Source organism: Limimaricola sp. G21655-S1 (assembly GCF_027213785.1).
In the GTDB taxonomy this organism is placed as follows: domain Bacteria; phylum Pseudomonadota; class Alphaproteobacteria; order Rhodobacterales; family Rhodobacteraceae; genus Limimaricola.
This window is the reverse complement of the sequence record NZ_JAPWGO010000013.1, coordinates 1-23450: the sequence shown is the minus strand read 5'-3', so window position 1 is coordinate 23450 and position 23450 is coordinate 1. Positions and strand designations below refer to the sequence as shown.

General features: G+C 68.9%; 21 protein-coding genes and 1 tRNA gene. 12 read left to right on the top strand and 10 right to left on the bottom strand.

The features are described 5' to 3' along the window. The first annotated feature begins 74 nt into the window (after positions 1-74). The 9 genes from O4G76_RS13285 (at position 75) to O4G76_RS13245 (ending at position 8598) form a co-directional block, all read left to right on the top strand. Positions 75-434 (top strand): DsrE family protein, encoded by a 360-nt coding sequence (locus O4G76_RS13285; RefSeq protein WP_269397787.1) that lies wholly within the window; start codon positions 75-77, stop codon positions 432-434. Between the two features lie 117 nt (positions 435-551). Continuing rightward, positions 552-1334: an SDR family NAD(P)-dependent oxidoreductase gene (locus O4G76_RS13280; RefSeq protein WP_269397786.1), complete on the top strand. Its 783-nt coding sequence runs from the start codon at positions 552-554 to the stop codon at positions 1332-1334. After that, positions 1331-2221 (top strand): 2-dehydro-3-deoxygalactonokinase, encoded by an 891-nt coding sequence (locus O4G76_RS13275; protein WP_269397785.1) that lies wholly within the window; start codon positions 1331-1333, stop codon positions 2219-2221. Before O4G76_RS13280 ends, O4G76_RS13275 begins: the two co-directional genes overlap by 4 nt. Continuing rightward, positions 2218-2823 carry a 2-dehydro-3-deoxy-6-phosphogalactonate aldolase gene (locus O4G76_RS13270; RefSeq protein ID WP_269397784.1) on the top strand — a complete coding sequence of 202 codons (606 nt, stop codon included), beginning with the start codon at positions 2218-2220 and terminating at the stop codon, positions 2821-2823. The genes O4G76_RS13275 and O4G76_RS13270 overlap by 4 nt, the downstream gene beginning before the upstream one ends. Continuing rightward, complete coding sequence (locus O4G76_RS13265) at positions 2820-3683, top strand: SMP-30/gluconolactonase/LRE family protein (RefSeq protein WP_269397783.1); 864 nt, start codon at positions 2820-2822, stop codon at positions 3681-3683. Before O4G76_RS13270 ends, O4G76_RS13265 begins: the two co-directional genes overlap by 4 nt. Continuing rightward, positions 3680-4642: an aldose epimerase family protein gene (locus O4G76_RS13260; protein WP_269397782.1), complete on the top strand. Its 963-nt coding sequence runs from the start codon at positions 3680-3682 to the stop codon at positions 4640-4642. The genes O4G76_RS13265 and O4G76_RS13260 overlap by 4 nt, the downstream gene beginning before the upstream one ends. Positions 4643-4804: 162 nt before the next feature. Next, positions 4805-4966, top strand: coding sequence for a hemin uptake protein HemP (gene hemP, locus O4G76_RS13255; protein ID WP_085897212.1), 162 nt, complete (start codon positions 4805-4807; stop codon positions 4964-4966). A 259-nt stretch (positions 4967-5225) separates the two neighbouring features. Continuing rightward, positions 5226-6218 carry a deoxyribose-phosphate aldolase gene (gene deoC, locus O4G76_RS13250; protein WP_085897168.1) on the top strand — a complete coding sequence of 331 codons (993 nt, stop codon included), beginning with the start codon at positions 5226-5228 and terminating at the stop codon, positions 6216-6218. Positions 6219-6231: 13 nt separating this feature from the next. Continuing rightward, positions 6232-8598, top strand: a complete 2367-nt coding sequence (locus O4G76_RS13245; RefSeq protein WP_269397781.1) for an aldehyde dehydrogenase family protein — start codon at positions 6232-6234, stop codon at positions 8596-8598. On the opposite strand, the gene O4G76_RS22040 is transcribed toward O4G76_RS13245, so the two are convergent. Further along, the gene (locus tag O4G76_RS22040) at positions 8586-10208 is read right to left on the bottom strand and encodes a GTPase (protein ID WP_269397780.1); all 1623 of its coding nucleotides are present in this window, start codon (positions 10206-10208) and stop codon (positions 8586-8588) included. The two genes, O4G76_RS13245 and O4G76_RS22040, sit on opposite strands and share 13 nt — an antisense overlap. Beyond that, complete coding sequence (locus tag O4G76_RS13235; protein ID WP_269397779.1) at positions 10205-11233, bottom strand: GTPase domain-containing protein; 1029 nt, start codon at positions 11231-11233, stop codon at positions 10205-10207. The genes O4G76_RS22040 and O4G76_RS13235 overlap by 4 nt, the downstream gene beginning before the upstream one ends. Before the next feature lie 159 nt (positions 11234-11392). On the opposite strand from O4G76_RS13235, the gene O4G76_RS13230 reads away from it, so the two are divergent. Further along, positions 11393-11469: transfer RNA gene (locus tag O4G76_RS13230), tRNA-Met, on the top strand. Between the two features lie 200 nt (positions 11470-11669). On the opposite strand, the gene O4G76_RS13225 is transcribed toward O4G76_RS13230, so the two are convergent. The 8 genes from O4G76_RS13225 to O4G76_RS13190 all read right to left on the bottom strand — a co-directional run bounded on the left by O4G76_RS13225 (position 11670) and on the right by O4G76_RS13190 (position 20934). Further along, a complete protein-coding gene (locus tag O4G76_RS13225) occupies positions 11670-11921 on the bottom strand; it encodes a DUF1289 domain-containing protein (protein WP_269397778.1) in 252 nt (83 codons plus the stop codon). 175 nt (positions 11922-12096) lie between these two features. Continuing rightward, positions 12097-13149 (bottom strand): ABC transporter ATP-binding protein, encoded by a 1053-nt coding sequence (locus tag O4G76_RS13220; RefSeq protein WP_269397777.1) that lies wholly within the window; start codon positions 13147-13149, stop codon positions 12097-12099. Then, positions 13149-14423, bottom strand: a complete 1275-nt coding sequence (locus tag O4G76_RS13215) for a hypothetical protein (protein WP_269397776.1) — start codon at positions 14421-14423, stop codon at positions 13149-13151. Before O4G76_RS13215 ends, O4G76_RS13220 begins: the two co-directional genes overlap by 1 nt. 5 nt (positions 14424-14428) lie before the next feature. Then, positions 14429-15637, bottom strand: coding sequence for a carbohydrate ABC transporter permease (locus O4G76_RS13210; RefSeq protein WP_269397775.1), 1209 nt, complete (start codon positions 15635-15637; stop codon positions 14429-14431). Beyond that, on the bottom strand, positions 15634-16938 hold the full coding sequence (locus tag O4G76_RS13205; RefSeq protein ID WP_269397774.1) for a sugar ABC transporter permease: 1305 nt from the start codon (positions 16936-16938) through the stop codon (positions 15634-15636). Before O4G76_RS13205 ends, O4G76_RS13210 begins: the two co-directional genes overlap by 4 nt. A gap of 88 nt (positions 16939-17026) precedes the next feature. Beyond that, positions 17027-18373: an ABC transporter substrate-binding protein gene (locus tag O4G76_RS13200; protein ID WP_269397773.1), complete on the bottom strand. Its 1347-nt coding sequence runs from the start codon at positions 18371-18373 to the stop codon at positions 17027-17029. Between the two features lie 23 nt (positions 18374-18396). Continuing rightward, positions 18397-19503, bottom strand: a complete 1107-nt coding sequence (locus tag O4G76_RS13195; RefSeq protein WP_269397772.1) for a substrate-binding domain-containing protein — start codon at positions 19501-19503, stop codon at positions 18397-18399. A 153-nt stretch (positions 19504-19656) separates the two neighbouring features. Continuing rightward, a complete protein-coding gene (locus tag O4G76_RS13190) occupies positions 19657-20934 on the bottom strand; it encodes a glycerate kinase (protein ID WP_269397771.1) in 1278 nt (425 codons plus the stop codon). Positions 20935-21059: 125 nt separating this feature from the next. On the opposite strand from O4G76_RS13190, the gene O4G76_RS13185 reads away from it, so the two are divergent. Both O4G76_RS13185 and O4G76_RS13180 read left to right on the top strand, forming a co-directional pair. Beyond that, a complete protein-coding gene (locus O4G76_RS13185) occupies positions 21060-22070 on the top strand; it encodes a LacI family DNA-binding transcriptional regulator (RefSeq protein ID WP_269397770.1) in 1011 nt (336 codons plus the stop codon). A gap of 19 nt (positions 22071-22089) precedes the next feature. Beyond that, positions 22090-23310, top strand: a complete 1221-nt coding sequence (locus tag O4G76_RS13180; protein WP_269397769.1) for an AGE family epimerase/isomerase — start codon at positions 22090-22092, stop codon at positions 23308-23310. The last annotated feature ends 140 nt before the right edge of the window (positions 23311-23450 follow it).

The window sequence follows — 23450 nt, the reverse complement described above, 5'->3', positions numbered from 1 at the left end:
ACCGGGAGGGTGCGTCGGCGGTTTCCTGAAACCCCCGCCCCCTGCCGGGGCGGGACCGATCCCGGAGAGATCCCATGCCTCGCTTTCTCGTGCATATCCACACCGGTCCCGCCGACCCCAACAAGGCGACGCTGGGCTGCCTAGTCGCGCTGACCGCCGCGCATAAGGGCCATGACGTCACGCTGTTCCTCGCCGGCGATGGGGTGCATCTGCTCGCGCCCGCGCATGCCGGGATCGAGGGCCAGGGAACGGGACGGCTGTCCGACCATCTCACGGCCCTGGCCGAGGCCGGGGCGCGATTCCGCGTCTCCGGGCTGTCGGCCAAGGCGCGCGGCTATGATGAGGAGTTGCTCGAAGGCCACCCGGCCGAGTTCGCGATGCCCGAAACGCTGATCGACCTCGCCCATGCCGCCGACACGGTACTCTGCTATTGATCCCGGTATTTGAAACCAACGTCTCATTATATGAAACAGGGATCCAGATCGCCTTGCCGACCCTTGTAACTCCGTGCGCGGCGGTGACACTCTGCCTGCGCAGCACGGGAGAGGACGATGGAGAGCGGTACAGGGTTTGAGGCGGTCCATCCGGATCTGAAGGACGCCTCGGTGTTCCTCACCGGCGGCGCCAGCGGCATCGGGGCCGCGCTGGTCGAGGCGTTCCTGCGGCAGGGTGCGCGGGTCGCCTTCTTCGACCGCGCCGATGCGAGCGCCACGGTCGAGGAGATGGAGGCCCGCACCGGCAACCGCCCGCTCTTCGTGCAGGGCGACGTGACCGACACCCCTGCCCTGATGGCCGCGATCGACACTGCCGCGACGACGCATGGCCCGGTGACCGTGCTCGTCTCCAACGCCGCCGACGACACCCGCCACGACGCGCAGGAGATGACCGAGGCCGAGTGGGACGCCTGCCTCGCGGTCAATCTCAAGCCTTACTTCTTCGCCGCGCAGAAGGTGGCGCCGATGATGGAGGCCGCGGGCGGCGGCGCGATCGTCAACATGTCCTCCGGCAGCTACCTGATGGGCGTGCCACGCCTCTCGGCCTATGTCGCCGCGAATGCCGCGATCATGGGGCTGACCCGCAGCCTCGCCCGCGAATGGGGCGGGCGCGGCATCCGCGTCAACGCCCTGGCCCCCGGCTGGGTGATGACCGAGCGGCAGAAGGCGCTCTGGGCCAGCCCCGAAGCGGTGGAGAAGCACCGCCAGCGCCAATGCCTGCCCGATCTGATGCAGCCCGAGGATATCGCGGGCGGCGTGCTGTTCCTTGCCTCGGACGCCGCGCGGATGGTGACCAGCCAGATGCTGGTGATCGACGCCGGCGTCAGCGTGACCGGATGAGCCGGCCCGATTGGATCGCACTCGACTGGGGCACCTCGCGGCTGCGTGGGTGGGCGATGCGTCGCGACGGCACGGTGATCGAGGAGCGCGGCTCCGATGCGGGAATGGGCCGCCTCGCCCCCGAGGATTTCGAGACCGCGCTGCGCGCTCTGGCCGGTGACTGGCTCGAACAGGGGCCGGTGCCGATCGTCGCCTGCGGCATGGTCGGCGCAAGGCAGGGCTGGGCCGAGGCGTCCTACGCGTCGGTGCCGTGCCCACCTCTGTCGCCGGCGCTGACCCGCGCGCCCGGCGAACTCGACGTCTCGATCATTCCCGGCCTGTCGCAGTCGGACCCCGCCGACGTGATGCGCGGTGAAGAGACCCAGATCGCGGGCTTCCTCGCGCTCAATCCCGGGTGGGACGGCGTGCTCTGCCTGCCGGGCAGCCACTCGAAATGGGCGCATCTCAGCGCCGGCGAGGTGGTGAGCTTTCGCAGCTTCCTGACCGGCGAGCTCTTCGCGGCGCTGTCCACCCATACCGTGCTGCGCCATTCGCTCACGAATGAAGGGTGGGACGAGGCGGCCTTCGACGCGGGCGTGGCCGAGACCCTGTCGCGCCCCGAGCGGCTAGCCTCGGCGCTGTTCTCGATCCGCGCCGAGGGGCTGCTTCAGGGCCGAAGCGGCGCGGTGCAGCGGGCCCGGCTTTCGGGGCTGCTGATCGGGGCCGAGCTCGCCGCCGCGAAACCCTACTGGCTCGGCCAGCAGATCGGGGTGATCGGCGCCGGCGGCCTCGCGGGGCTCTATGTCCGCGCGCTGGGCGCGCAGGGCGCACCCGCGACGCAGGCCAACGGCACCGCCGCGACGCTGGCGGGCCTCACCGCCGCCTGGAAGCAAAGGACCACCGCATGACCCGACCGCTGATCGCGATCCTGCGCGGCATCACCCCTGAGGATGCCGTTTCCGTCGCCGAGGCGCTGATCGCCGAAGGCATCACGGTGATCGAGGTGCCGCTGAACTCGCCGCGCCCCTTCGACAGCATCCGCGCCATGGCCAGCGCCTGCGCGGGCCGCGCCACGATCGGCGCGGGCACGGTGCTCACCACCGCGCAGGTCGCCGAGTTGAAGGCGGCAGGCGGCAATCTCGTGGTCTCCCCCAACATGGACCCGGAGGTGATTCACGCCACCGTCGCGGCCGGCATGGAAAGCTGGCCCGGCGTGATGACCCCGACCGAGGGCTTCGCGGCGCTCTCCGCCGGGGCCACCGGTCTCAAGCTGTTCCCGGCGAGCCTGATCGGGCCCGACGGGCTCAAGGCGATGCGCGCGGTATTCCCCCCGGAGGCGCCGATCTACGCCGTGGGCGGCGCCGGGGCGTCGAACTTCCGCGACTGGATCGCCGCCGGAGCCGACGGGTTCGGTCTGGGCACCGCGCTCTACACGCCGGGCCTTGCGGCGGCGGAGGTCGGGCGCCGCGCCCGCGAGATCGTCGCGGCCTTCGACGAGGCCGTGGCATGAGTGCGCGCGCCGCCTTCGAGGTCTTCGACGACACCTCTTGTGTGCTGGGTGAGGGCGCGCTGTGGCATCCGGAACGCGGAGAGCTCTTCTGGTTCGACATTCTCGGTCGCCGCCTGCACATGCCGGGTCGGCACTGGGCCTTCGAGGACATGCCCTCCTGCGCCGGCTGGGTCGATCGCGACACGCTGCTCGTCGCCACCAACAAGGCGCTGCTGACATTCGACATCAAGACCGGGCGGAGCGAGCGGGTCTGCGATTTCGACAGCGACAACCCTGTCACCCGCTCCAATGACGGCCGCGCCGATCCGCATGGCGGCTTCTACGTCTCGACCATGGGCATCGACGCCGAGACCAATGCCGGCGCGCTCTACCGCTACTATCGCGGCGAGCTGCGGCAGGTCCGTTCCGGCATGTCCATCCCCAATGCGATCTGCTTTCCACCCGAGGGCGGGTATCTCCACTATTCGGACACGCCGACCGGGATGATCATGCGCCAGCGGACCGATGGGAATGGCTGGCCCGTGGGCGAGGCCGAGGTCTTCGTCGATTGCAAGCGCGCGGGCCACAACCCCGACGGCGCGGTGGTCGATGCCGAAGGCACGCTGTGGAACGCGCAATGGGGATCCGCCCGGGTCGCGGGCTACGACCGCGATGGGCGCGAGGTGGCGGTCCATCCCTGCCCCACCGCGCCGCAGGTCACCTGCCCCGCCTTCGGCGGCGACGACATGCGGACGATGTACCTCACCTCGGCCACGGCGGGGCTGTCCGAGGCCGAGATCGCCGACGGCCCGGATTCGGGCCGTACCTTCCAGGTCCGGGCCGAGGCACCGGGGCAGAAAGAGCACCAGGTGATCCTGTGACCCCCTTCGCCACCGACGAGCAGGGCCGCGCGGTGCACCGCCTGTTGCTTTCGGGAGCGGGGCTCTCGGTCGATCTGCTGACGCGCGGCTCGATCCTGCACGCGGTTCGGCTCGACGGGCTCGAGCGCAACCTGACGATCGGCTCGGACGATCTCGCGGCCTATGACGGGGCGATGAAATACTTCGGGGCCATCATCGGTCCCGTCGCCAACCGCATCGCCGGTGCCCGTGCCACGATCGACGGGGCGGAATACCGCTTTACCGCCAATCATCACCGCGCCTTGCTGCATTCGGGACGCCATGGCACGCAGTTCAAGATCTGGGAGGTGATCGAGGAAACCGCCGACACCGCGACGCTCGCGGTCGATCTACCCGATGGCGCGGACGGATTTCCCGGCAACCGCCGGATCAGCGCCCGCTGGTCGCTGCGCGCCCCCGCCACCTTGCGGCTCGAACTCGAGGCCACGACCGACGAGCCGACGCTGATGAACCCGGTCAATCACAGCTACTGGAACCTTGCCGGCACCCCGACGATCGAAGGGCAGTTGCTGCGCGTCGCGGCCGGGCACTGGCTGCCCACGGACGCGGAATCGCTGCCCACAGGCGAAATCGCCCCCACCCCCGGAAGCAGCCATGATTTCCGGGCGCCGCGCGCGATCACGCCGGGCGCGCCGCCGCTCGACCACAATTTCTGCCTGTCGCACGAGGATGCCGAGTTGCGGGAGGTCATGGAGATGATCGGCGGTGGCGTCACCATGCGCATCGCCACCACGGCGCCGGGGCTTCAGGTCTATGACGGGCGCGACGCCGACCGCGCCGGGCTCGCGCCTTATGCAGGGCTCGCCATCGAAGCGCAGCGCTGGCCCGACGCGCCGCATCACCCTGCCTTTCCGACCTTCCGGATCACGCCGGGGGCCGGATTCCGGCAAGTCACGGAATGGCGTTTCTCGGCCGATTGACACCCGCCGGGGATGGGAAAACCGGCGGCCCGCCGACAGATACACGCGTGCAGTTGACAAACCCGATTCTTTTAATCAACTTAATGGCAACCGCATGCCAGCCCCTCGGGCAAGCCGCGCCCCAGTGTTCGACCTGTGCTCGAGGAGTTCGACATGACGCCGATGACCACCCTTCCCTACCCGGTGCGCGCCGAAGACGCCGACCTGCCCGTTCACGACGCGCGCGCCCTGACCGGCGACGGCATACGCGCCCGTATCCTGCTGGACGGCCAGAGCTACACGCTGCGCATCACCCGCGCGGGCAAGCTGATCCTGACCAAGTGATACGGTTGTCGCGCATCGTCAGGCTTTCTGATTGAGCCGCACATAATGTAAGGGGGCCCGGAACATCTGGCACTCGCGCCGGAAGGACAGCATACTTGGCCGGACCGGAGTGCCTGCGCGGCGCTGAGCGTTAAGGTCGCGGAGTGGGCAAATGCCCGCGCCGGCCTGACCTTTCGACAGGTGCCGTCGCGACGCCCTAGGCAGATCACCGTTATCTGTTAGACATTCCGGGTCCACCTTCATGGCCGGAGCCCGACCGATGACCACAGCCGCGCTGCCAGACCAGCCCGAGAGCCTCACGAACCAAGCCCGCAACCTCGGAACAAAGCTCGACCCGGCGATGTTCGAAGGCCGCGCCCTCAACCGCTCGGCGGCGGAACGGCGCGCCGCGACCCTGACCACCCGCCGCTCGGTCAAGAAGACCCATCAGGCCGCCTGGCTGGTCAACGCGATCCGCTGCATCGACCTGACCACGCTGGCGGGCGACGACACCGAGGGCCGAGTGCAGCGGCTCTGCGCCAAGGCGCGCCAGCCGCTCGCGCCGCGCATCATGGAAGGGCTCGGCATCGCCGATATGGGCCTAACCACCGGCGCGGTTTGCGTCTATCCGACCATGGTGCCGCATGCCGTGAAGGCGCTGCGCGGCACCGGCATCCCCGTGGCCTCGGTCGCCACCGGCTTTCCCGCCGGCCTCATGCCGCTGCATCTGCGGCTCGAGGAAATCCGCTGGACCGTCGATCAGGGTGCGCATGAGATCGACATCGTCATCACCCGCGAGCACGTGCTCAAACGCGACTGGGCCGCGCTCTATGACGAGGTGGCGGCGATGCGCGAAGCCTGCGGCGACGCGCATCTCAAGGCGATCCTCGCCACCGGCGACATCGCAACGCTGCGCAACGTCTACGCGGCCTCGATGGTGGCGATGCAGGCGGGGGCCGACTTCATCAAGACCTCGACCGGCAAGGAGGGCGTCAACGCCACCCTGCCCGTGTCGCTGACCATGGTGCGGGCGCTGCGCGACTACGGCGACGCCACCGGCCACCGGGTCGGCTTCAAGCCCGCGGGCGGCATGAAATCCGCGAAGGACGCGCTCGCCTGGCAGTACCTGATGAAGGAAGAGCTCGGGAACGACTGGCTCCAGCCCGACCTGTTCCGGCTCGGCGCCTCGTCGATGCTGGGCGATATCGAGCGCCAGTTGGAGCACCACGTCACCGGGCGCTACGCCGCCGCCCACCGTCATTCGCTGGCCTGAGGGAGAGCGCGTCATGAACACGATCACGGACATTCTCGCGACCATGGATTACGGCAAGGCCCCCGAGGACAGCGCCATCGTGCGCGATTGGCTCAAGAAGCACGAGGCCGGTTTCGGCCATTTCATCGACGGCGCCTTCACCGCGCCCGGCGAGACCTTCGACGTCCTGTCCCCCGCCTCGAACGAGCTTTTGGGCCGGGTCACGCAGGGCACCGAGGATGATGTCGACACCGCCGTCAAGGCCGCCCGCGCGGCCCAGCCCGGCTGGGCGGCGCTGCCCGGCCACGAGCGGGCCAAGTATCTCTACGCCATCGCCCGCCACGTGCAGCAGCATGCGCGTTTCCTCGCCGTGCTCGAGAGCCTCGACAACGGCAAGCCGATCCGCGAGAGCCGCGACGCCGACGTGCCGCTGGTCGCGCGCCACTTCTACCACCATGCCGGCTGGGCCGAGATCATGGAGGACGAGCTTCCGGGCACCGCGCCGCATGGCGTCTGCGGCCAGATCATCCCGTGGAACTTCCCGCTGCTGATGCTGGCGTGGAAGGTCGCGCCCGCGCTGGCCGCCGGCAACACCGTGGTGCTCAAGCCCGCCGAGTACACCCCGCTCACCGCACTGGCCTTCGCCGAGATCGCGGCCGAGGTCGGCCTGCCCAAGGGCGTGCTCAACATCGTCACCGGCGACGGCCGCACCGGTGCCGCGATCGTCGCGCATGAGGGCCTCGACAAGATCGCCTTCACCGGATCGACCGAAGTCGGCCGCCGCATCCGTCGCGAAACCGCCGGTTCGGCCAAGTCGCTGACGCTGGAACTGGGCGGCAAGTCGCCCTTCGTGGTCTTCGCCGATGCCGATCTGGATGCCGCGGTCGAGGGCGTCGTCGACGCGATCTGGTTCAACGCGGGCCAGGTCTGCTGCGCCGGCGCGCGGGTGCTGGTGGCCGAGAGCGTCGCAAAGCGCTTCGAGGAACTGCTCGAGAAGCGGATGCGCCAGCTGCGCGTCGGCGACCCGCTCGACAAGAACACCGACATGGGCGCGATCGTCCACCCGGTGCAGCTCGAGCGGATTCGCGGCCTCGTCGCACAGGGCGTGGCCGAGGGCGCGGAGCTGGTGCAGGGCAGCGCCCCCGAGGGCTGCTTCTTCCCGCCGACCATTGCCATGAAGGTCGAGCCCGCATCGACGCTGGCGACCGAGGAGATCTTTGGCCCGGTCGCGACCGTGACCACGTTCCGCACGCCAGAGGACGCGGTGGCGCTGGCCAACAACACCCGCTACGGCCTCGCCGCCTCGATCTGGTCCGAGAACGTGAACCTCTGCCTCGACATCGCGGCGCAGGTGAAGGCGGGCGTGGTCTGGATCAACTGTACCAACGTCTTCGACGCGGGCGCGGGCTTCGGCGGCTACCGCGAAAGCGGCTTCGGCCGCGAGGGCGGGCGCGAGGGCATGATGGCCTATCTCACCCATCCCAAGCCGAAGGCACGCAAGCCCGAAGCCGTGCCATCGGCTCCGGTGGGTCAGCCCGGCGAGGCGCTGCCCGGCGCCGGCGCGCGGATCGACCGCACCGCCAAGTTCTATATCGGCGGCAAGCAGGCACGGCCCGACTCGGGCTACTCCTACCCCGTGCAGGGCGCGAGCGGCCCCGTGGGCCTCGCGGGCCTCGGCAATCGCAAGGACATCCGCAACGCGGTCGAGGCGGCGCACAAGGCCAAGGGCTGGGGCAAGGCGACGGGCCACAACCGCGCGCAGGTGCTCTACTACGTGGCCGAGAACCTCTCGGCGCGGGCGGGTGAGTTCGCCGAACGCCTGACCTCGTTCGGCGCCTCGAAGACGGCGGCGCAGGCCGAGGTCGAGACCGCGATCCGCCGCACCTTCTGGTACGCGGCGCAGGCCGACAAGTTCGACGGCGCGGTGCACCAGACCAAGAGCGCGCATGTCACGCTCGCCATGCACGAGCCGCTGGGCGTGATGGGCATCGCCTGCCCGACCGCGCAGCCGCTTCTGGGCTTCGTCAGCCTCGTGCTGCCGGCGATCGCCATGGGCAACGCGGTGGTCGCGATCCCGTCGCAGACCCACCCGCTGGCCGCGACCGATCTGTATCAAGTGTTCGACACCTCGGACCTGCCGGGCGGCGTGGCCAACATCGTCGCGGGCGAGCGCGACGCGCTGGCCAAGACCCTCGCGGAGCACGACGACGTGGCGGGCATCTGGTATTTCGGCACCGGAGCCGGTGGCCGGATGATCGAGGAAGCCTCGGCAGGCAACCTCAAGCAGTCCTGGGTCGAGGACGGGGCGGCACGCGACTGGACCGGTCGCGATGGCCAAGGCCGCGGCTTCCTTCACCGCGCCACGCAGATCAAGAATATCTGGGTGCCCTACGGCGAGTGATCCTCCGGGGGTTCCGGCTTCCTGTCTCCACGCCCGGCCTCAGGCCGGGCGTTTTCGTTTCCGCCCATGCGACCCAGAAGCTTGCCGCCGATCAGCTTTGCCCCCTGCCACAGCCCCCGGCCCGACCGCGCGATCTGGGTGTCGCCCGCGCGGGCATGGCGCGCCGCCGCCAGCCGGAGTCGGTTGCGCTGCACCAAGAGACCTTCGCTCACCGCGCCTGACAGCGCGCTGCGCACCGCGTCGAGATTCCAGTCGGGCTCCACCGCGCTGACCGCCCGTGGCCGCAGGCCGCCCAGATCCTCGGCGATGGCATCCATCGCCGCGCCGATGCGCTCTCGGACCTCGCCAGGCATCTGATGCTCGGGATAGGGCCAGCCGGAGGCCAGCCGATCGACCGCCGTCGCCACCGGCAGGAGCGGCGGCCGGCGCCGGTCGGGATGCTCCTCGAACCAGTTCTCGAAAGCTTCGAGCAGCGCCTTGTCCGCGGCCCGGCCAGGCCGGTTGGCGCGCAGCACCCACAGCACGATGTCGCTTTGCGTCATCTCGTCGAGCAGCCGCCGCTGCCGCGCCGCGCCACCATCGATCCCTTGGGTGTCGAGCAGCAGGCAGTCGGTGCCGTCGATGGCCGCCTCGTAAGCCACCACCCCGTCGGTCGTCGCCGCCATGTCGGTCTCGGTCCGGTCCTCGCCCAGAAGCGCGTTGATCAGCGTCGACTTGCCGGCGCTGACCTGTCCCAGCACCAACACCCGCAGCGGCGCGTCGGGCTGTGCCAGCCGGGCCCGGTCGGCGCGGGTCTCGTCGAGCTGGAACTGCAACAGTTCGGCGTCCGAGAAACGCAGCCGTCCGGAATAGAGCTCGACCGCGGCATGCGCCACCTCCTCCAGCAGCACCGCCTGCAGCACGCCCATCATCTGCGTGCCCAGATAGGCGGTGTTGCCCCCCGCCATCAGCCATTCCACCTCGCGCATCACGCCTTTCGCGGGATTGAGCGCGAAGCGCAGCACCCGGTGACCGGCGAAGGCCGCTTCCATGGCAAGCTGCGCCCGGCCGCGATGTTTCCAGATCCAGTGGATCGTGTGCAGCGAGATCCGGTCCGAGAAGGGCACGTGGCGGCGCAGGTGGTCACGGTAGCGCGACGCCGCCCGCTCGGTCAGCAAAAGCGCCTCGGGCAGCGTGAAATCGAGCGCCTTGCGATCCTCCTGCCCCATGCCCTTGGCGATGTCGTCGATCACCGACAGCGCCAGATCGGGAAGCTCGGTCCAGGCTACGGGCTCTGCCGTCTCGCGCTCGATGCGCCGGCGCGCGGCGCGGAAGGTCTCGCGCTCGGTCTCGGTCCAGACCGGGTCGGATTCGACCTTCATCTCATCCATCAGCACCGATGGCGCCCGGCCGCCGCCGGGACGGCGCCGGGCGAACCAGCGCATCGCGAAGGCCAGCGCTGCGACGCCGATGGACACGCCCAGATAGGGCAGCAGCCAGTCATGCTCGGTCAGCCACAGGAAGCCCAGCAGGAACGGTACCAGGAAGGGCAGCGCCAGCGACACCGCGATCAGCAACCGGTCCCAGCGCAGCAGCGCGCCGCGCAGCCGGGCCAAGGGGCGCGGCTTCACCGCCGCTCCGCCCGGCGCAGCGCCTCGCGGTAGAGCGCGCGCAACTCGGCCTCCGGCACCGGTGCCCCGGCCGCCGCCCCCGCAAGCCATCGATGCGCGGCCCGGCCCAGCGCGTAGGTCGCGGCAAAGCTCGCGGCACCTGCCGCCGCTGCGCCCAACGTCTGGCCCGCGACCGGCACCAGCTTGGCCGCCTGACGTATCGCGTAGCCCGCGCCGTAGCGCAGCGCTACGCCGAGCCCCAGCGCGGCGGCGAATTCGGCGGCGCGGGCGCGGCTCCAGTCGACCCGGTGATACCGCGCCAGCGCCCGCAGCATCGCCGCCTGCACCCCCGGCACTGCGGCGATGCCGACGACGGGCGCCAGATCCGCCGCCGCTGCCGCCCCGGCATATCGCAACACCTCGCCGCGCACCTCCTCGAAGCCATCGCCAACTTGTTCGTCGCCCCCGAGCAGCAGCGCCACCTCCGGCATGGTCTCGCCCAGAAGGTCGCACAGCGCTTCGAGACCGCGCGTCTCGCCCGGGGCCAAGGACATCTCCAGCGAGGGCAATGGGCCTCCCGCGGCGCGTTCGAGCCGGGCCTGCATGGCGGCGCGCGCCCGAAACCGGGACTGGCCGTCGGGCAGTTCGGCCGCGGCCGTGTGCAGCACGATGACCCGGATGCCGGGCTGGCGTCGCCGCACCTCGCGTAGCGCCGCTTCGAGATCCGCCTGTGCCGGATCGTCGAGCCGCGCCATGGCGAGGATGGCATGGCTGCGCGCCTCGCATTGCGCCAGATCCTCCGCTGCGTCGTAGCCCGCCTCGCCCAGCCCGCGCGTGTCGAGAAACCGCATCAACGGCCGGTTCTGGGGAAAGTCGAACATGACGGCGCTGCGGGTGCAGGGCGCGAATCCCGAGCCCAGCTCGATTTCATCGAGCCCGGTGAGCGCCCGCACCAGCGATGATTTCCCAGCCCCGGTCTTCCCCAGGAGCCAGACCACCGGCGCTGGTGCGTCGTCACGAATGGTATCGGCGGTAGGGTCTTGCATCGAGCGAATGGCCTTTCGGCGGGATCAGGAGGCAACACTGAAGCACGGCCGCCCTGCCCTCACAACTCGCCGCCGCGCGCCTCGGTTCGCGCCCGTGATTTTTCCGCCGTTTTCGACTTGACGCCTCCGCCCCGCTGTCATACTTCCGGCCTCGCTTCAGGCGGAGTAGCTCAGTTGGTTAGAGCAGCGGAATCATAATCCGCGTGTCGGGGGTTCAAGTCCCTCCTCCGCTACCATCACACCCCATTCTTTTCCGGGTCGTTGGTGAGAGCGCTTCGCCGCTCTGAAGTTCCGATCTACACGCATCGTTCGTCGTCGACGAGACTTCGATTACGGGTCTTATCGGTCAAAAAGTCATTTGGAAGCCGCGGACCTGCCTCGGCCGAGGCACCGCCGCGACCGGACAGGAATGGCGCGCCCTCGTTCCGGTGCCCGATCAGGTCAGGGCAGGGGGCGGTGCCACGCCCTTCTTCGCGCATTTCTCGAGATAGGCCGGTGTCCAGTGCCGGTACTTGCCCAGATCGTTCTGCTGGTGGATCAGCATCGTGAGAAAACCCTCGCGATGCTCGGGGCGCTTCAGCGACTTGAACATCTTCTTCTGCGCCTTGGTCATCGAGCAGCCGATGCAATGGCCTTCGCGGCGGAACTTGCAGACATCGATGCAGGGGGATGGCAGCTTCTTCGCCATGAATTCTCCGCTCGGGCAGGGCGCAGCCTGCGCACCCCTGAGCGAGATGGAAGCCCCGCCTTTCCGGGGAAAGACGGGGTGAGGAATTTTCGGGAGGCTGCGCGGCTTTCCGCGAAATTGCCCCGCCACAAGCCGATCGGACCAGGATGCCCTCCCGCCGGGCAAGGCGGGCAGGTCAGGACACGGCCGCGCCCTGTGCATCGAAGAAATGCATCCGTTCCGTGTCGAAACCCATCCCCACGCGCTGGCCCGGCTTCAGGTCCGAGCCGCCGATCACCCGCAGGGTGATCTTGCCCAGCGCGTCGCCGCAATCGACGATCACATAGGTGTCCGCACCGAGATATTCGAGCAGGTCCACCGTACCGTCGCAGGCCCCCTGCCCCTCGGGCAGCAGCGCGATATGCTCGGGCCGAATCCCGAGCGTCACCGCCTCGCCGGTGCCCTCATAGGCGCCGCCACGGCCGCCTTCGATCTGCCATTCGCCGCGCGAAGTGCGGCAGGGCAGCACGTTCATCTTGGGGCTGCCGATGAACTGCGCCACGAAGAGATTGGCGGGGTGCTCGTAGAGCTCCTTCGGCGTGCCGACCTGCGCGATGCGGCCCGCCTCGAGCACCACGATCCGGTCCGCGAGCGTCATCGCCTCGATCTGGTCGTGGGTGACGTAGATCATCGTCGATTTCAGAGTCTGGTGCAGCTTGGCGATCTCGTAGCGCATCTCCACGCGCAGCGCCGCGTCGAGGTTCGACAGCGGCTCGTCGAACAGGAAGGCGGTCGGATCGCGCACGATCGAGCGGCCGATCGCCACGCGCTGCCGTTGCCCGCCGGACAGGTCGCGGGGCCTGCGGTCGAGATACTCCTCAAGCCTGAGCACCCGGGCCGCCTCGGCCACCTGTGCCTGCCGCTCCGCGGGTTTCACGCCTGCGGCCTTGAGCGAAAATCCCATGTTCTCGGCCACCGACATGTGCGGGTAGAGCGCGTAGGACTGGAACACCATGGCGAGGCCGCGCTTCGACGGCGGCTCGGCGGTGGCGTCGCGCCCGCCCACCATGATCTGCCCGCGCGAGGTGCCCTCGAGCCCGGCAATCATCCGCAGCAGCGTCGATTTTCCGCAGCCCGACGGCCCGACGAAGATGACGAACTCGCCCTCCTCGATGGCGAGGTTCACGCCCTTGATGACCTGGACGTTGCCGAACCATTTCTCGACGCCCCTGAGCTCGATGGATGACATCACGCACCTCCTTTCGCGTCAGCGGCCGTTCCCGCCCAGGTGAGCCAGATCGCTGCCGTCCAGGTGAAGGCATCGCCGCCGCAGGGCGTGCCGTCCATGGGATCGAAATACTCGAAGAAACCGTGTTCGGAGATCAGCTCCGCCGTTTCGCGGCGCAGCCGCTCGGCGGCCGCATGGTGGCCCCGGTCCTTCAGCCCGATCGCCATCAGCGCATTGACCACCGGCCAGGAGGGGCCGCGCCAGTAACGGCGCGGATCGAACTCTTCCGAGGCCGGGTCGGCCGAGGGAAAGCCGTAGCGAACGGCATCCCACAGCTCGGTCATGCGCGCGTCCAGTTCCGGGTCCTCGACCCCCGCCAGATAGGCGAGGAAGGCGGCCGAACCGATCCGGTTCGCGAAGCGGCCCGTCTTCAGGTCGCGCGCGTCATAGCCGCGCGTTTCGGGGTTCCAGATCGAGGGCACGGCGGCGCGCAGATCGGCCGCCCAGCCCTCGATCTCGCTCACGTCGTGGCCCAATGTCCGGCCCATCGCGGCGAGGTCGTCATGCGCGCGCAGCAGGATGAAGGTGATGCCCGGATCGGCCATCAGGAACGGGCCGTTCTTCACGATCTCGGCCTGGTCCCAGCCGCAGTCGCGGCCGAACTGCACCATGGCGATGTAGCGGTCGTAATCCGCCTTTCCCGGGCGCATCGAGGGATCGACATGACCGGTGTCGCGGCGGGTGTATTCGCCGACATTCGAGCCGTCGACATTGCTCATGCCGATGTCCCAGTCGGGACAGTTGTCGCGCCCGGATTCCCATGGATGGGTGATCGCGACCACGCCCGAGCCGCAGCGGTAGTCGCGCCACCAGCGATGCCAAGCCAGCATCTTCGGATAGAGCGCGGCGATTCGCTCACGCCCCGCCTCGGGGTCCGTGTCGAGGATCAGGCGGGCCATGGTCGCGGCCACGGGCGGCTGGCTGATGCCGGAGGTGGCGGGCGACTTGCCCGTGCCCCAGACGTCGGGGCCGGGAAAGTAGCCCGGATCGGGCTTGTGGAAGATGATGTGCGGCACCATGCCGTCCTCCCACTGGGCCGAGAACAGCGTGTCGAGCTCGGTCCAGGCCCGGTCGAGGTCGAAGGTCGCGAAGCCCCAGGCGGCGAAGGCGCTGTCCCAGTTCCACTGGTAGGGATAGAGCCCGTCGGTCGGCACGGTGTAGCCGCCGCGGTCATTGCCCGTGAGGATCGCGCGGGCCTGTTCGTCGAGGGCGGACGAAATGCGGGGGTTGGTCATGGAAGTCATCCTTTGACGGAGCCTGCGGTGAGGCCTTTGGTCATGAAGCGTTCGAGCCCGAGGAACAGCGCCAAGATCGGCACGGTGGCGATCACGGAGCCCGCCATCAGGTGCTGGCGCGGGATCTCGGAGGAGTTGAGGGCGGCGATGCCGCGGGTGAGCGTGAATTTCGACGGGTCGTCGAGCAACATGAAGGCCAGCAGGAACTCGTTCCATGCGATCATGAAGACGTAGAGCGAGACGGAGGCCAGGGCCGGCATCGACAGCGGCAGGGTGATCTGCCAGATCACCTTGAGCCGCGACAGCCCGTCCATGAGACCAGCCTCCTCGATCTCGGCCGGAAGACCCCGGAAGTAGCCCTGCAGCATGTAGAGCGCGACCGGGATCGTGGTGACCGGGTAGATCAGGACGATGCCGAAGATCGAGTTCCGCAAGCCCAGCATCGAGAAGGCGATGTAGATCGGCAGCGCCAGAACGATCATCGGCACCATGTAGATCAGAAGGATCGAGCGCGAGATCGCGGCCCGGCCCGCAAAGCGCAGCCGCGCCACCGCGTAGGCGCCGGGAATGGCGAAGATCAGCGTAATGATCACGGTGAGCACCGAGACCAGGAACGAGGTCCACAGGTAGCTGCCGAAGTTGAACTGGCCGAACAACTCGGCATAGCTGCGAAACAGTCCCCAGCCCTTGGACAGGTCGATCGAGAAGTCGAGCGGGTTCTGGATCAGCTCGGACTGGTTCTTCAGCGAGGTCATCACCATCACGTAGAAGGGGATGGCGACGATGGCGGTGAAGAAGATGTAGCCGAAGCCGGTGAGGAAGCGGATCACCGCGGCCTCGAATTCGTGCCGAGTGAGCGGCCCGGGACGGCAGCCCTGCATCATCGAAGCGATCGGCCAGCCGATGGCGGCCCCGGCGACGCCGCCCACCAGTAGCGCGGTCCAGAGCGCGACGTCCGGCCCGGTGACCACCGCCGCAACCGGCGTGACGGCGAGGAGCGCGCCGAGGATGAGGCCCACCGGCCCGGCCAGCCGCGGCATGGCCACGGCCAGCGCGCCCAAGCCCGCCCCGAGAAGCCCCGCGCCGACGCCACCGGGACGGTAGGCGCCGCCCGTGGCGAAGGAAAAGACGACGGCGGTGGTGGTGGCGATGACCAGTGCCCAGAGAAGGCCCAAGAGCGGCCCGGCGACGTATCCGTGACGGAACATGCTCATAGCCCCTCCTCCTGGCTGATGAAGCGGAAGAACAGGAAGCTGAACACCAAGAGGCAGGCGAAGATGACCACGGCCACGGCCGCACCGGCGCCGATGTTGGAGACGGCGAAGGCCTGTTCGTAGACGTTGACGGTGAGGGTGCGGGTGCCTGCGTTGCCCCCGGTGAGCAGGAAGATGTCGTCGAACTTGTTGAAGGTCCAGATGAAGCGCAGCAGGAACAGCACCGACAGGATACCGAGGAGCTGCGGCATCGACAGGTACCAGAATTGCTGGAACGGGCTGGCGCCATCCATGTCGGCGGCCTCGTACATGTCGGTGTCGATCGACTGCATCCGGGCGAGGATGAAGAGGAACGAGAGCGGGAAGTAGCGCCAGACCTCGAACAGGATCACCATGATCAACGCGAGCGGCCGCTGGCCGAAGAAGTTGATCGCCTCGTTGGTCACGCCCATCTGGATCAAGAGCGCGTTGGCCGAGCCCGAGAACGGGTCGAACAGGATGATCCAGGTGAAGGCAACCGCGATCACGGGGGCCACGTAGGGAAAGAGATAGAGGCCGCGCAGCACCCCCTGCCCCCGGAACGACTTGTCCAGCAGCAGCGCCGCGAAGAGGCCGAAGACCAACGCCCCGATCGTGCCGAAGACGGTATAGACCAGCGTCACCCAGAGCACGCTCCAGAACTCGGCACCGTCGAAGATGCGGGCGAAGTTCTCGAAGGTGAAATTGCCGGAGGTCAGCACGTTGGAGGCGCGCCCTGTGAGCCCCGGCGGGCTGTCGGGCAGCTCCATCCCGGCATCGGCGAAGGCCTGCCCGATGGTGACGGGGATCTCGATGGTCTCGCGGTGACCGCCCTCGAAATCGCCGAGGTCGCAGGTCATTTCCAGACCGTCGAGCGCGCAGCGCGGATCGATCTCGCCGATCTCCAGCCCCTCGGGCAGCGTGTCGGTCAGCACCACGCCCGAGATCACCTGGTCCTGGCTCGAATTGCGCAGACGGTAGCGCAGCGTGGCCTCGTCGCCGACTGCCTCGGGGCGGCCGCGCAGATCCTCGCTGACCACCGGGACCGGTGGCCGCAGATCGGCGAGCCCCACGGGCTTCACGCTGATCCAGAAGATCGCGATGAGCGGCAGCACCACCACGAGGGTCACGGCGGCGACGGTGGGCAGCAGGAGCCCCCAGGCCAGCCGTGCCTCACGGCGTTCCAGCGGGTTGCGGCCCTTGGGCGGTTTCGGCGCGGGGCGGCTCGTCTCGGCGCTCTGGCCGAGCGGCACTGGCCCACTTCGTGGGGTCTGGGCGGTCATGGTCCGGTCCTCGCGGATGGCGGATGAATAATGGGGAATGGGGGGCGGCCCCGCGCGGGGAGGAACGCGCAGGGCCGCCCGGCCACGATCACTGGATCGCGGCCAGCTCGTCGTTCATGGCCTGAACGGCGGCCGGGGCCTCGATCTGCCCGTCGATGTACTGGCGCACCACGCGGTTGATGGCCTGCGAGTTGATCATCTTGGAGGCCAGCGCCAGCTGCCCCTCCTCGACGCCCCAGCGCTTGGCCACGTCGAGCCCGCCGACGATCTCGTCGATCATCGCCTGCTCGTAGAGTTCGGACATCGGCTTCTTGCGGTCGACGCCCATCGGCAGGGCGGCCCAGGCTTCCGAGAACTCTTCCGGGTTCTCGGCGGTGCCGCGCCGCACCGGGAACTTGCCCTCGGGCGCGATCGACAGTGTCTTGGTGTAGCCCTCGTTCATCGAGAACTCGACGAATTCCATTGCCGCGTCGGTCGAGGCGTCGTTGGTGATGCCGAAGTAGCGGATATCGGCCCAGGCCGCGCCCTCGGGGTTAGAGGGGCCCGAGAAGTTGGTGACGATGCCGGTCATGGAGGCCAGCTCCGGCGAGGTCGGGTCGTCGTTGATCGTGGGCGGGTTGCTGTCGCGCAGCCCGGCAAGCTCGTCGAGGATGAAGGGCGACCAGATGATCATCGCCGCGTTGCCCGAGAAGTAGAGCGAGCGCGACTGGTCCCAGTAAAGCTCGCCCGGAGGGCTGGCCTCGGCGATGGCCTTGTAGAACTCCAGAACCTCGACGGTCTTCTGCTCGTCGAGCGGCTGCGCGCCCTCGGGCCCGACCGGCGAGACGCCATTGGCGAGGAAGACGTGCTCGAGCACCTGGCTCATGAAGTTCTCGTCGACCTTGGTGGCGGCGACGAAGCCGTACATCTCGGGCGGGTTGTGCAGCGCCTCGATCGCCGCGCGCACCGCGTCGAAGGAGGTTGGCGCCTCGAGACCGGCTTCCTCGAACAGGTCCTTGCGGTAGATGATCATCTGGGTCCAGCCATCGACCGGCACGCTGGCATAGCCACCGCCCTCCAGCGCCGCCATCTCGAGCGCGCCGGGCGCGAAGGTATCCTCGCCGAGGTTCTCGATCACGTCGGTCGCGGCATCGATGTCGAGGATGCCCGCCTCGGCCCAGGGCAGCGCGTATTGCAGCGTGTGATAGATCACGTCCGGCAGGTCGCCCGCCGCATAGGCGGCGGTGGCGCGGGTGCCCAGATCGCTCTCGGTGACCGGGATAACCTCGACCGAGTGGCCCGAGGCCGCCTCGAACTCGGCCGCCAGCTCCTGCTGCGCGGCAAGCCGCTCGGGCTGCTCCTCGGTGGTCCAGAAGCGCAGCTCCTCGGCCTGTGCGGCCCCGGCGCCCAGCGCGATCAGCGCCGCGCCGGTCATCAGGCGGGTCCTGTGGGTCATGATGTCTCCTCCCTTGGTGAAAATCATGTGGTTGCGGTGGCGAGGCGCTTCGACAGCGCCTCGGAACTCAGCCGGGGCGGACCGGCGGAGCCGCGATCCGCGAAGGCGGCGCGGGCGGTCTCCCGCAGTGTTTCGGGGGCGGCGCCCCGGATGCGGGCGATCAGCAGCTCCGCGAGCCGCTGCCCCGCCGCGCGCGTGTCGACCGTGAAGGAGGACAGCGGCGGCTCCACATGGGCGCCGTCCGGCACGCCGTCATAGCTTATGACCGAAACGTCGCGGCCCACAGCGAGGCCGAGACCGGCGCAGGCGCGGTAGAGCCCCAGCGCCGCGTGATCGACCGCGAAGACCACCGCCGTGGGCGGTTCCGCAAGCGTCAAAAGCGCTAGGGTCTCGCGCGTGCCGTCGGCGGTGTTGAGCGCGCCGCCACGGATCAACGCCAAATCCTCCGGCAACCCCGCCTGGGCCAGACCTTCGCGGTAACCCTGTAGCCGCAGACGGCTGTAATTATAGGCGGTGCCGCCATTGACGAAGGCGATGCGGCGGTGGCCGAGACCGGCAAGATGCAGCACCGCGTCGCGCATCGCCTCTTCGCCAAGCATGTCGAACCAAGCGCAGCCCTCGGGATCGGCGGTGCGGCCGAACATCACGAAGGGCACGTCGCGGGCACGCAGCAGCGCCACGCGGGCGTCATGTGACAGGGTTCGCGGCAGGATGAAGCCATCAGCTTTGCGGTCCTCGACCAGCTGCTCCATGGTGCGGACCGCGTCGGCCTCGCTGTCGGCCGTGGCCACGGTGAGGGTCCAGCCCTCGGCGCTGGCCGCCACGGAAATGCCGGCGAGGAAATCCGCCAGGAAGGGGCGTTGGGCGTCGTGGTCGCCGATCTGCACCACGAGACCGAGCGCGCGCACGCGCCCGGTCCGGATCGCCTGCGCGTGGCTGAGGGGCCGATAACCCATGGTTTCGGCGCCCCGGCGCACCCTGAGACGGGTCCGCTCGGAGATGTCGGGATAGCCGTTCAGCGCACGGCTCACCGTGCTCTTGCTGAGCCCCAAAGCCGCCGACAACGCGGTGATCGTCACCCGCCCCGGCTGCGCCCTGCCCTCCTCGTGATCGTGGATTGCCTTGGTCACTTCGAATCTCCCTTGATTCGAAGCTCATTTCCGAAACCGGTTTCGGCAATTGGTATTTCGTTAAAGCAACGGATTTTCGATGCTGCAGCGCCGCATTGAAAAGCTGGCAGTCCGCGCCGCCAGCCTCCGCTCTCTCAGCGAGACCTCAACCCATCAGCCTCGTGGGAAAATGAGTAATGCCCTGAAATCGTTGACATTGGTCAGGGTCGGTCCGGTCACGACCTGCTCCTCGACGCGGGCGAAGAATCCATGGGCGTCGTTCTCCGCGAGCGCCGTTTCCGCAGCTTCCCGCCCCGCCTTGGCCAGCGTGTCCGGCCCGGCACAGGCCCCGGCCACCTCGTCCGAGCCGTCGACCCCATCCGTGTCGCAGGCCAGCACGTGGATCCGTGGATCCCCCTCCAGCGCGATCGCGGCGGCCAGCGCGAACTCGGCATTCGGACCGCCGCGCCCCTTGCCACGGCGGGTTACAGTGCACTCACCGCCCGACAGGAGCAGCACAGGTGCGTCGCCCGGCGCCATCGCCTCCGCGATCTCGCGCGCCATGCGGGCCTGCTCCCGCGCCAGATCACGCGCCTCCCCCTCCAAGGCGTCGCCCAGCATCCGGACCTCGCAGCCCGCCTGCCGCGCAAGCGTCGCGGCCGCTTCGAGCGATTGCGACGGCGCCGCGACGATCCGGGTCTCGGCCCGGGCCAGCCGGGGATCGCCGGGACGTACCGGATCGAGCCCGGCCGCCAATGCCGCGCGGGCCGAAGCCGGTACCGCGATGTTCCAGCGCTCGATGATCTCTAGCGCCTGTTCGGGCGTGCTGGTGTCGGCCACGGTGGGCCCGGAAGCGATCTCCGACGGATCGTCGCCAGGCACGTCCGAAATCACCAATGTCAGGAGCCGCGCAGGAGCGCAGGCCGCGCCGAGCCGACCGCCCTTCACGCGGCTCAGCTGCTTGCGCACCACGTTCATCGCGGAGATCGGCGCACCCGAGGCCAAAAGTGCCTCGTTCACCGCCTGCTTGTCCTCCAGCTTCATCCCTTCGGGCGGCGCGCAAAGCAGCGCCGAGCCGCCTCCCGAGATCAGCGCCAGCACGTGATCCTCGGGCCCCAGCCCTGCCACCATGTCGAGCAACCGCGCCGTCGCCTCGAGCCCGGCCCGGTCCGGCACCGGATGCGCCGCCTCGACGATCTCGATGCCTTGGCAGGGCCGTGCATAGCCGTAGCGCGTCAGCACCAGCCCCTCGCAAGGGCCATAGACCGCCTCCACAGCTTCGGCCATGCGGGCGCTGGCCTTGCCCGCCCCGATCACCAGCAGATGTCCCTCGGGGCGCGGCGGCAGGTGATCGGCCATCACCTCCATCGGATCGGCCCGCGCGACGGCGGCGCGGAAGAGCGTCTCCAGAAAACCGCGCGGGTCGGCGGTTGGCTGCGGAACGGATGTCATGCGGTTTCCTCCTCGCCGACAGGACTGGTCGCGCCGCCGCTTCGGCAGACAGGCGTTGCGCGGCCAAGGTATAACGTTGTATCTGATGTCTGGAAAGCACTTGCTGCCTTGGCGGAACGGAGACCATGGCACACAGACCCAAGCTCAGCACCGTCGCCGCGGCGGCCGGCGTCTCGACCGCGACGGTCAGTCAGGTGCTGCGCGGCACGGGACGGATCTCGGCCCAGACGCGTGATCGGGTGCTCGCGGCGGCGCGGCAGGTGAACTACCTGCCCGACGGCCGGGCCGCGGCGCTGCGCTCCGGCGAGAACCGCGAGATCGGTCTGGTGCTGCACCACCTCGCCAACCCGTTCAACGCGGAGGTCGTCAGCGGCGTGAGCGACCGGCTGGAGCGGGCGGGGCATCTCGTCTCGGTGCTCGATTCCCGCGACGATGCGGAGCGTGAGGGACGCAATCTGCGCGCCCTGATCGCCAGCATGCGCGGTGGTCTGATCTGGGTACCGGCGAGCGGCACCGACCCCGCCACGCTCGACCTCCTCATGGCACAGCGCCTGCCGGTGGTCACCTTCCTGCACCGCGTGGCCGAAGGTTTCGACCATGTCGGGCTGCGCAACGCGGCGGCGCTCGGTCGCGCGGTCGACCACCTCGCGGAACTCGGCCATCGCCGCATCGCCTTTCTCGGCGGCACCACGCCTCGCGCCCCGCGCGCCGAGCGGATCGCAGGCTATGCGGCAGCCCTCGCCGCGCATGGCCTTGGCGCGCCGCTGGTCTTCCCTTGCGAAGACAGCAAGCCCGGCGGCCTCTCCGCCATGCTGACGCTGCGCGAGACCCATCCGGAGGTGACGGCCGTGGTCTGCAACGGGGACATGGTGGCGCTCGGCGCCTGCCTCGGCTTGGGCCGGCGCGGCGAAACACCGGGGCGGGAGGTCTCGGTGATCGGTTTCGACGACGTCGCCGACGCCGCGCTGGCCACGCCGGCGCTGACCACCCTTTCGATCGCCCCCTACACCCTTGGCCAGCACTTGGCCGAGCGGCTTCTTGCACGATTGTCAGACCGCGCCGCCGCCCCCGTTCATCAGGAACTCGATGCCTCACTGATCCTGCGTGACACCACCGCACCGCCCCTGCCTCGATAACCACTCCGGAGACGCCTTCATGACCGTTGCCACCCGCTGGACCGACCGGCCCGACCACCGCCATTGGCTTGCGCGGGAGGCGGACGACCTGCTGCGCCTGTTCGAGGCCGAGAGCATCGATCCCAAGGGCGGGTTCTTCCCGCTTGACGCGCAGGGCCGGGCGATCCGCGATGAGGGCTTGCGCGAGATCCATGTCATCACCCGCATGGTGCATTGCTATGCCATCGCCGCGTTGATGGGTCGCCCCGGTGCAATGGCGATCGTCGAACACGGCATGCGCTTCCTGCGCGAACGGCACCGCCAGCCAAACGGTGGCTATGCCTGGGGCGTCACGGCGCGGGACGTGCCCGATCCGCGCCTGACGGGTTACGGCCACGCCTTCGTCCTCCTCGCCGCCGCGAGCGCCAAGCTGGCGGGACACCGGGACGCGCAGGCCATGCTCGACGACGTCACGACCGTGATCCGCGAACGGTTCTGGGAGGAGGAGCATGGTGCGATCCGCGAGGGCTTCGACGCCGATTGGCGGGAAACCGAGCCCTATCGTGGCCAGAACTGCAACATGCACCTGACCGAGGCCCTGATGGCCGCCTTCGAGGCCACCGGCGATAGGCGCCACCTCGAGATGGCCGAGCGGATTGCCGACCTCATCGTCAATCGTCGCGCCCGCGAGAATCGCTGGCGGCTGGCCGAGCACTTCCACGCCGATTGGAGCCTTGACCGCGACTATGACGGCGATCCGATGTTCCGCCCTGCCGGGCTGACACCAGGCCACTCGCTCGAATGGGCGCGGCTTCTGGTTCAGCTCTACGAGACCGGTGGCCGCAGGCTCGCCTGGCCCCCCGATGCGGCGCGTGCCCTGTTCGAACGCGCCGTTGCGGATGGCTGGGACACGGAGAAGGGTGGGCTCTACTACACTCTTGGCTGGGACGACGGCCCGGCCATCGACGAACGCTACTGGTGGCCGATCTGCGAGGGCATCGGCGCGGCCCATGCGCTGTCCGAACTCGACGGCGATCCCCTTTACGAGGAATGGTACCGTCGCTTCTGGGACTTCGCGGCGCTGCACCTGATCGACCGCGAGAATGGCGGCTGGCATCCGCAGATCGACGCGCAGGGGCAGCCGTCATCCGACCCGTTCTTTGGCAAGCCCGACCTGTATCACGCGCTGCAGGCCTGTCTGATCCCGCTCGGCACCATGACCGGGAGCCTTGCCGCGCAGAAAGCTTCGGAGGCGGCCTGAGCGCTTGCGGCTTTTGGTCTGGCGGCAGGGCTGGGGGCTGGCGGCGGGGTTTGCGTATTTGTGGAACAAAGTGGCCGACCAAGGGGCCCGGCGCGGAGAAGGCGCGCCGGGCCCCTTGGTCGGGGGGACGAGGCTCAGAG

What these genes read in the sequence shown, in the direction of transcription:
- O4G76_RS13285 (WP_269397787.1), top strand. Translation starts at nt 75, where the DNA reads ATGCCTCGCTTTCTCGTGCATATCCACACCGGTCCCGCCGACCCCAAC.
- O4G76_RS13280 (WP_269397786.1), top strand. Translation starts at nt 552, where the DNA reads ATGGAGAGCGGTACAGGGTTTGAGGCGGTCCATCCGGATCTGAAGGAC.
- O4G76_RS13275 (WP_269397785.1), top strand. Translation starts at nt 1,331, where the DNA reads ATGAGCCGGCCCGATTGGATCGCACTCGACTGGGGCACCTCGCGGCTG.
- O4G76_RS13270 (WP_269397784.1), top strand. Translation starts at nt 2,218, where the DNA reads ATGACCCGACCGCTGATCGCGATCCTGCGCGGCATCACCCCTGAGGAT.
- O4G76_RS13265 (WP_269397783.1), top strand. Translation starts at nt 2,820, where the DNA reads ATGAGTGCGCGCGCCGCCTTCGAGGTCTTCGACGACACCTCTTGTGTG.
- hemP (WP_085897212.1), top strand. Translation starts at nt 4,805, where the DNA reads ATGACCACCCTTCCCTACCCGGTGCGCGCCGAAGACGCCGACCTGCCC.
- deoC (WP_085897168.1), top strand. Translation starts at nt 5,226, where the DNA reads ATGACCACAGCCGCGCTGCCAGACCAGCCCGAGAGCCTCACGAACCAA.
- O4G76_RS13245 (WP_269397781.1), top strand. Translation starts at nt 6,232, where the DNA reads ATGAACACGATCACGGACATTCTCGCGACCATGGATTACGGCAAGGCC.
- O4G76_RS13235 (WP_269397779.1), bottom strand. Translation starts at nt 11,233, where the DNA reads ATGCAAGACCCTACCGCCGATACCATTCGTGACGACGCACCAGCGCCG.
- O4G76_RS13225 (WP_269397778.1), bottom strand. Translation starts at nt 11,921, where the DNA reads ATGGCGAAGAAGCTGCCATCCCCCTGCATCGATGTCTGCAAGTTCCGC.
- O4G76_RS13220 (WP_269397777.1), bottom strand. Translation starts at nt 13,149, where the DNA reads ATGTCATCCATCGAGCTCAGGGGCGTCGAGAAATGGTTCGGCAACGTC.
- O4G76_RS13215 (WP_269397776.1), bottom strand. Translation starts at nt 14,423, where the DNA reads ATGACCAACCCCCGCATTTCGTCCGCCCTCGACGAACAGGCCCGCGCG.
- O4G76_RS13210 (WP_269397775.1), bottom strand. Translation starts at nt 15,637, where the DNA reads ATGAGCATGTTCCGTCACGGATACGTCGCCGGGCCGCTCTTGGGCCTT.
- O4G76_RS13205 (WP_269397774.1), bottom strand. Translation starts at nt 16,938, where the DNA reads ATGACCGCCCAGACCCCACGAAGTGGGCCAGTGCCGCTCGGCCAGAGC.
- O4G76_RS13200 (WP_269397773.1), bottom strand. Translation starts at nt 18,373, where the DNA reads ATGACCCACAGGACCCGCCTGATGACCGGCGCGGCGCTGATCGCGCTG.
- O4G76_RS13190 (WP_269397771.1), bottom strand. Translation starts at nt 20,934, where the DNA reads ATGACATCCGTTCCGCAGCCAACCGCCGACCCGCGCGGTTTTCTGGAG.
- O4G76_RS13185 (WP_269397770.1), top strand. Translation starts at nt 21,060, where the DNA reads ATGGCACACAGACCCAAGCTCAGCACCGTCGCCGCGGCGGCCGGCGTC.
- O4G76_RS13180 (WP_269397769.1), top strand. Translation starts at nt 22,090, where the DNA reads ATGACCGTTGCCACCCGCTGGACCGACCGGCCCGACCACCGCCATTGG.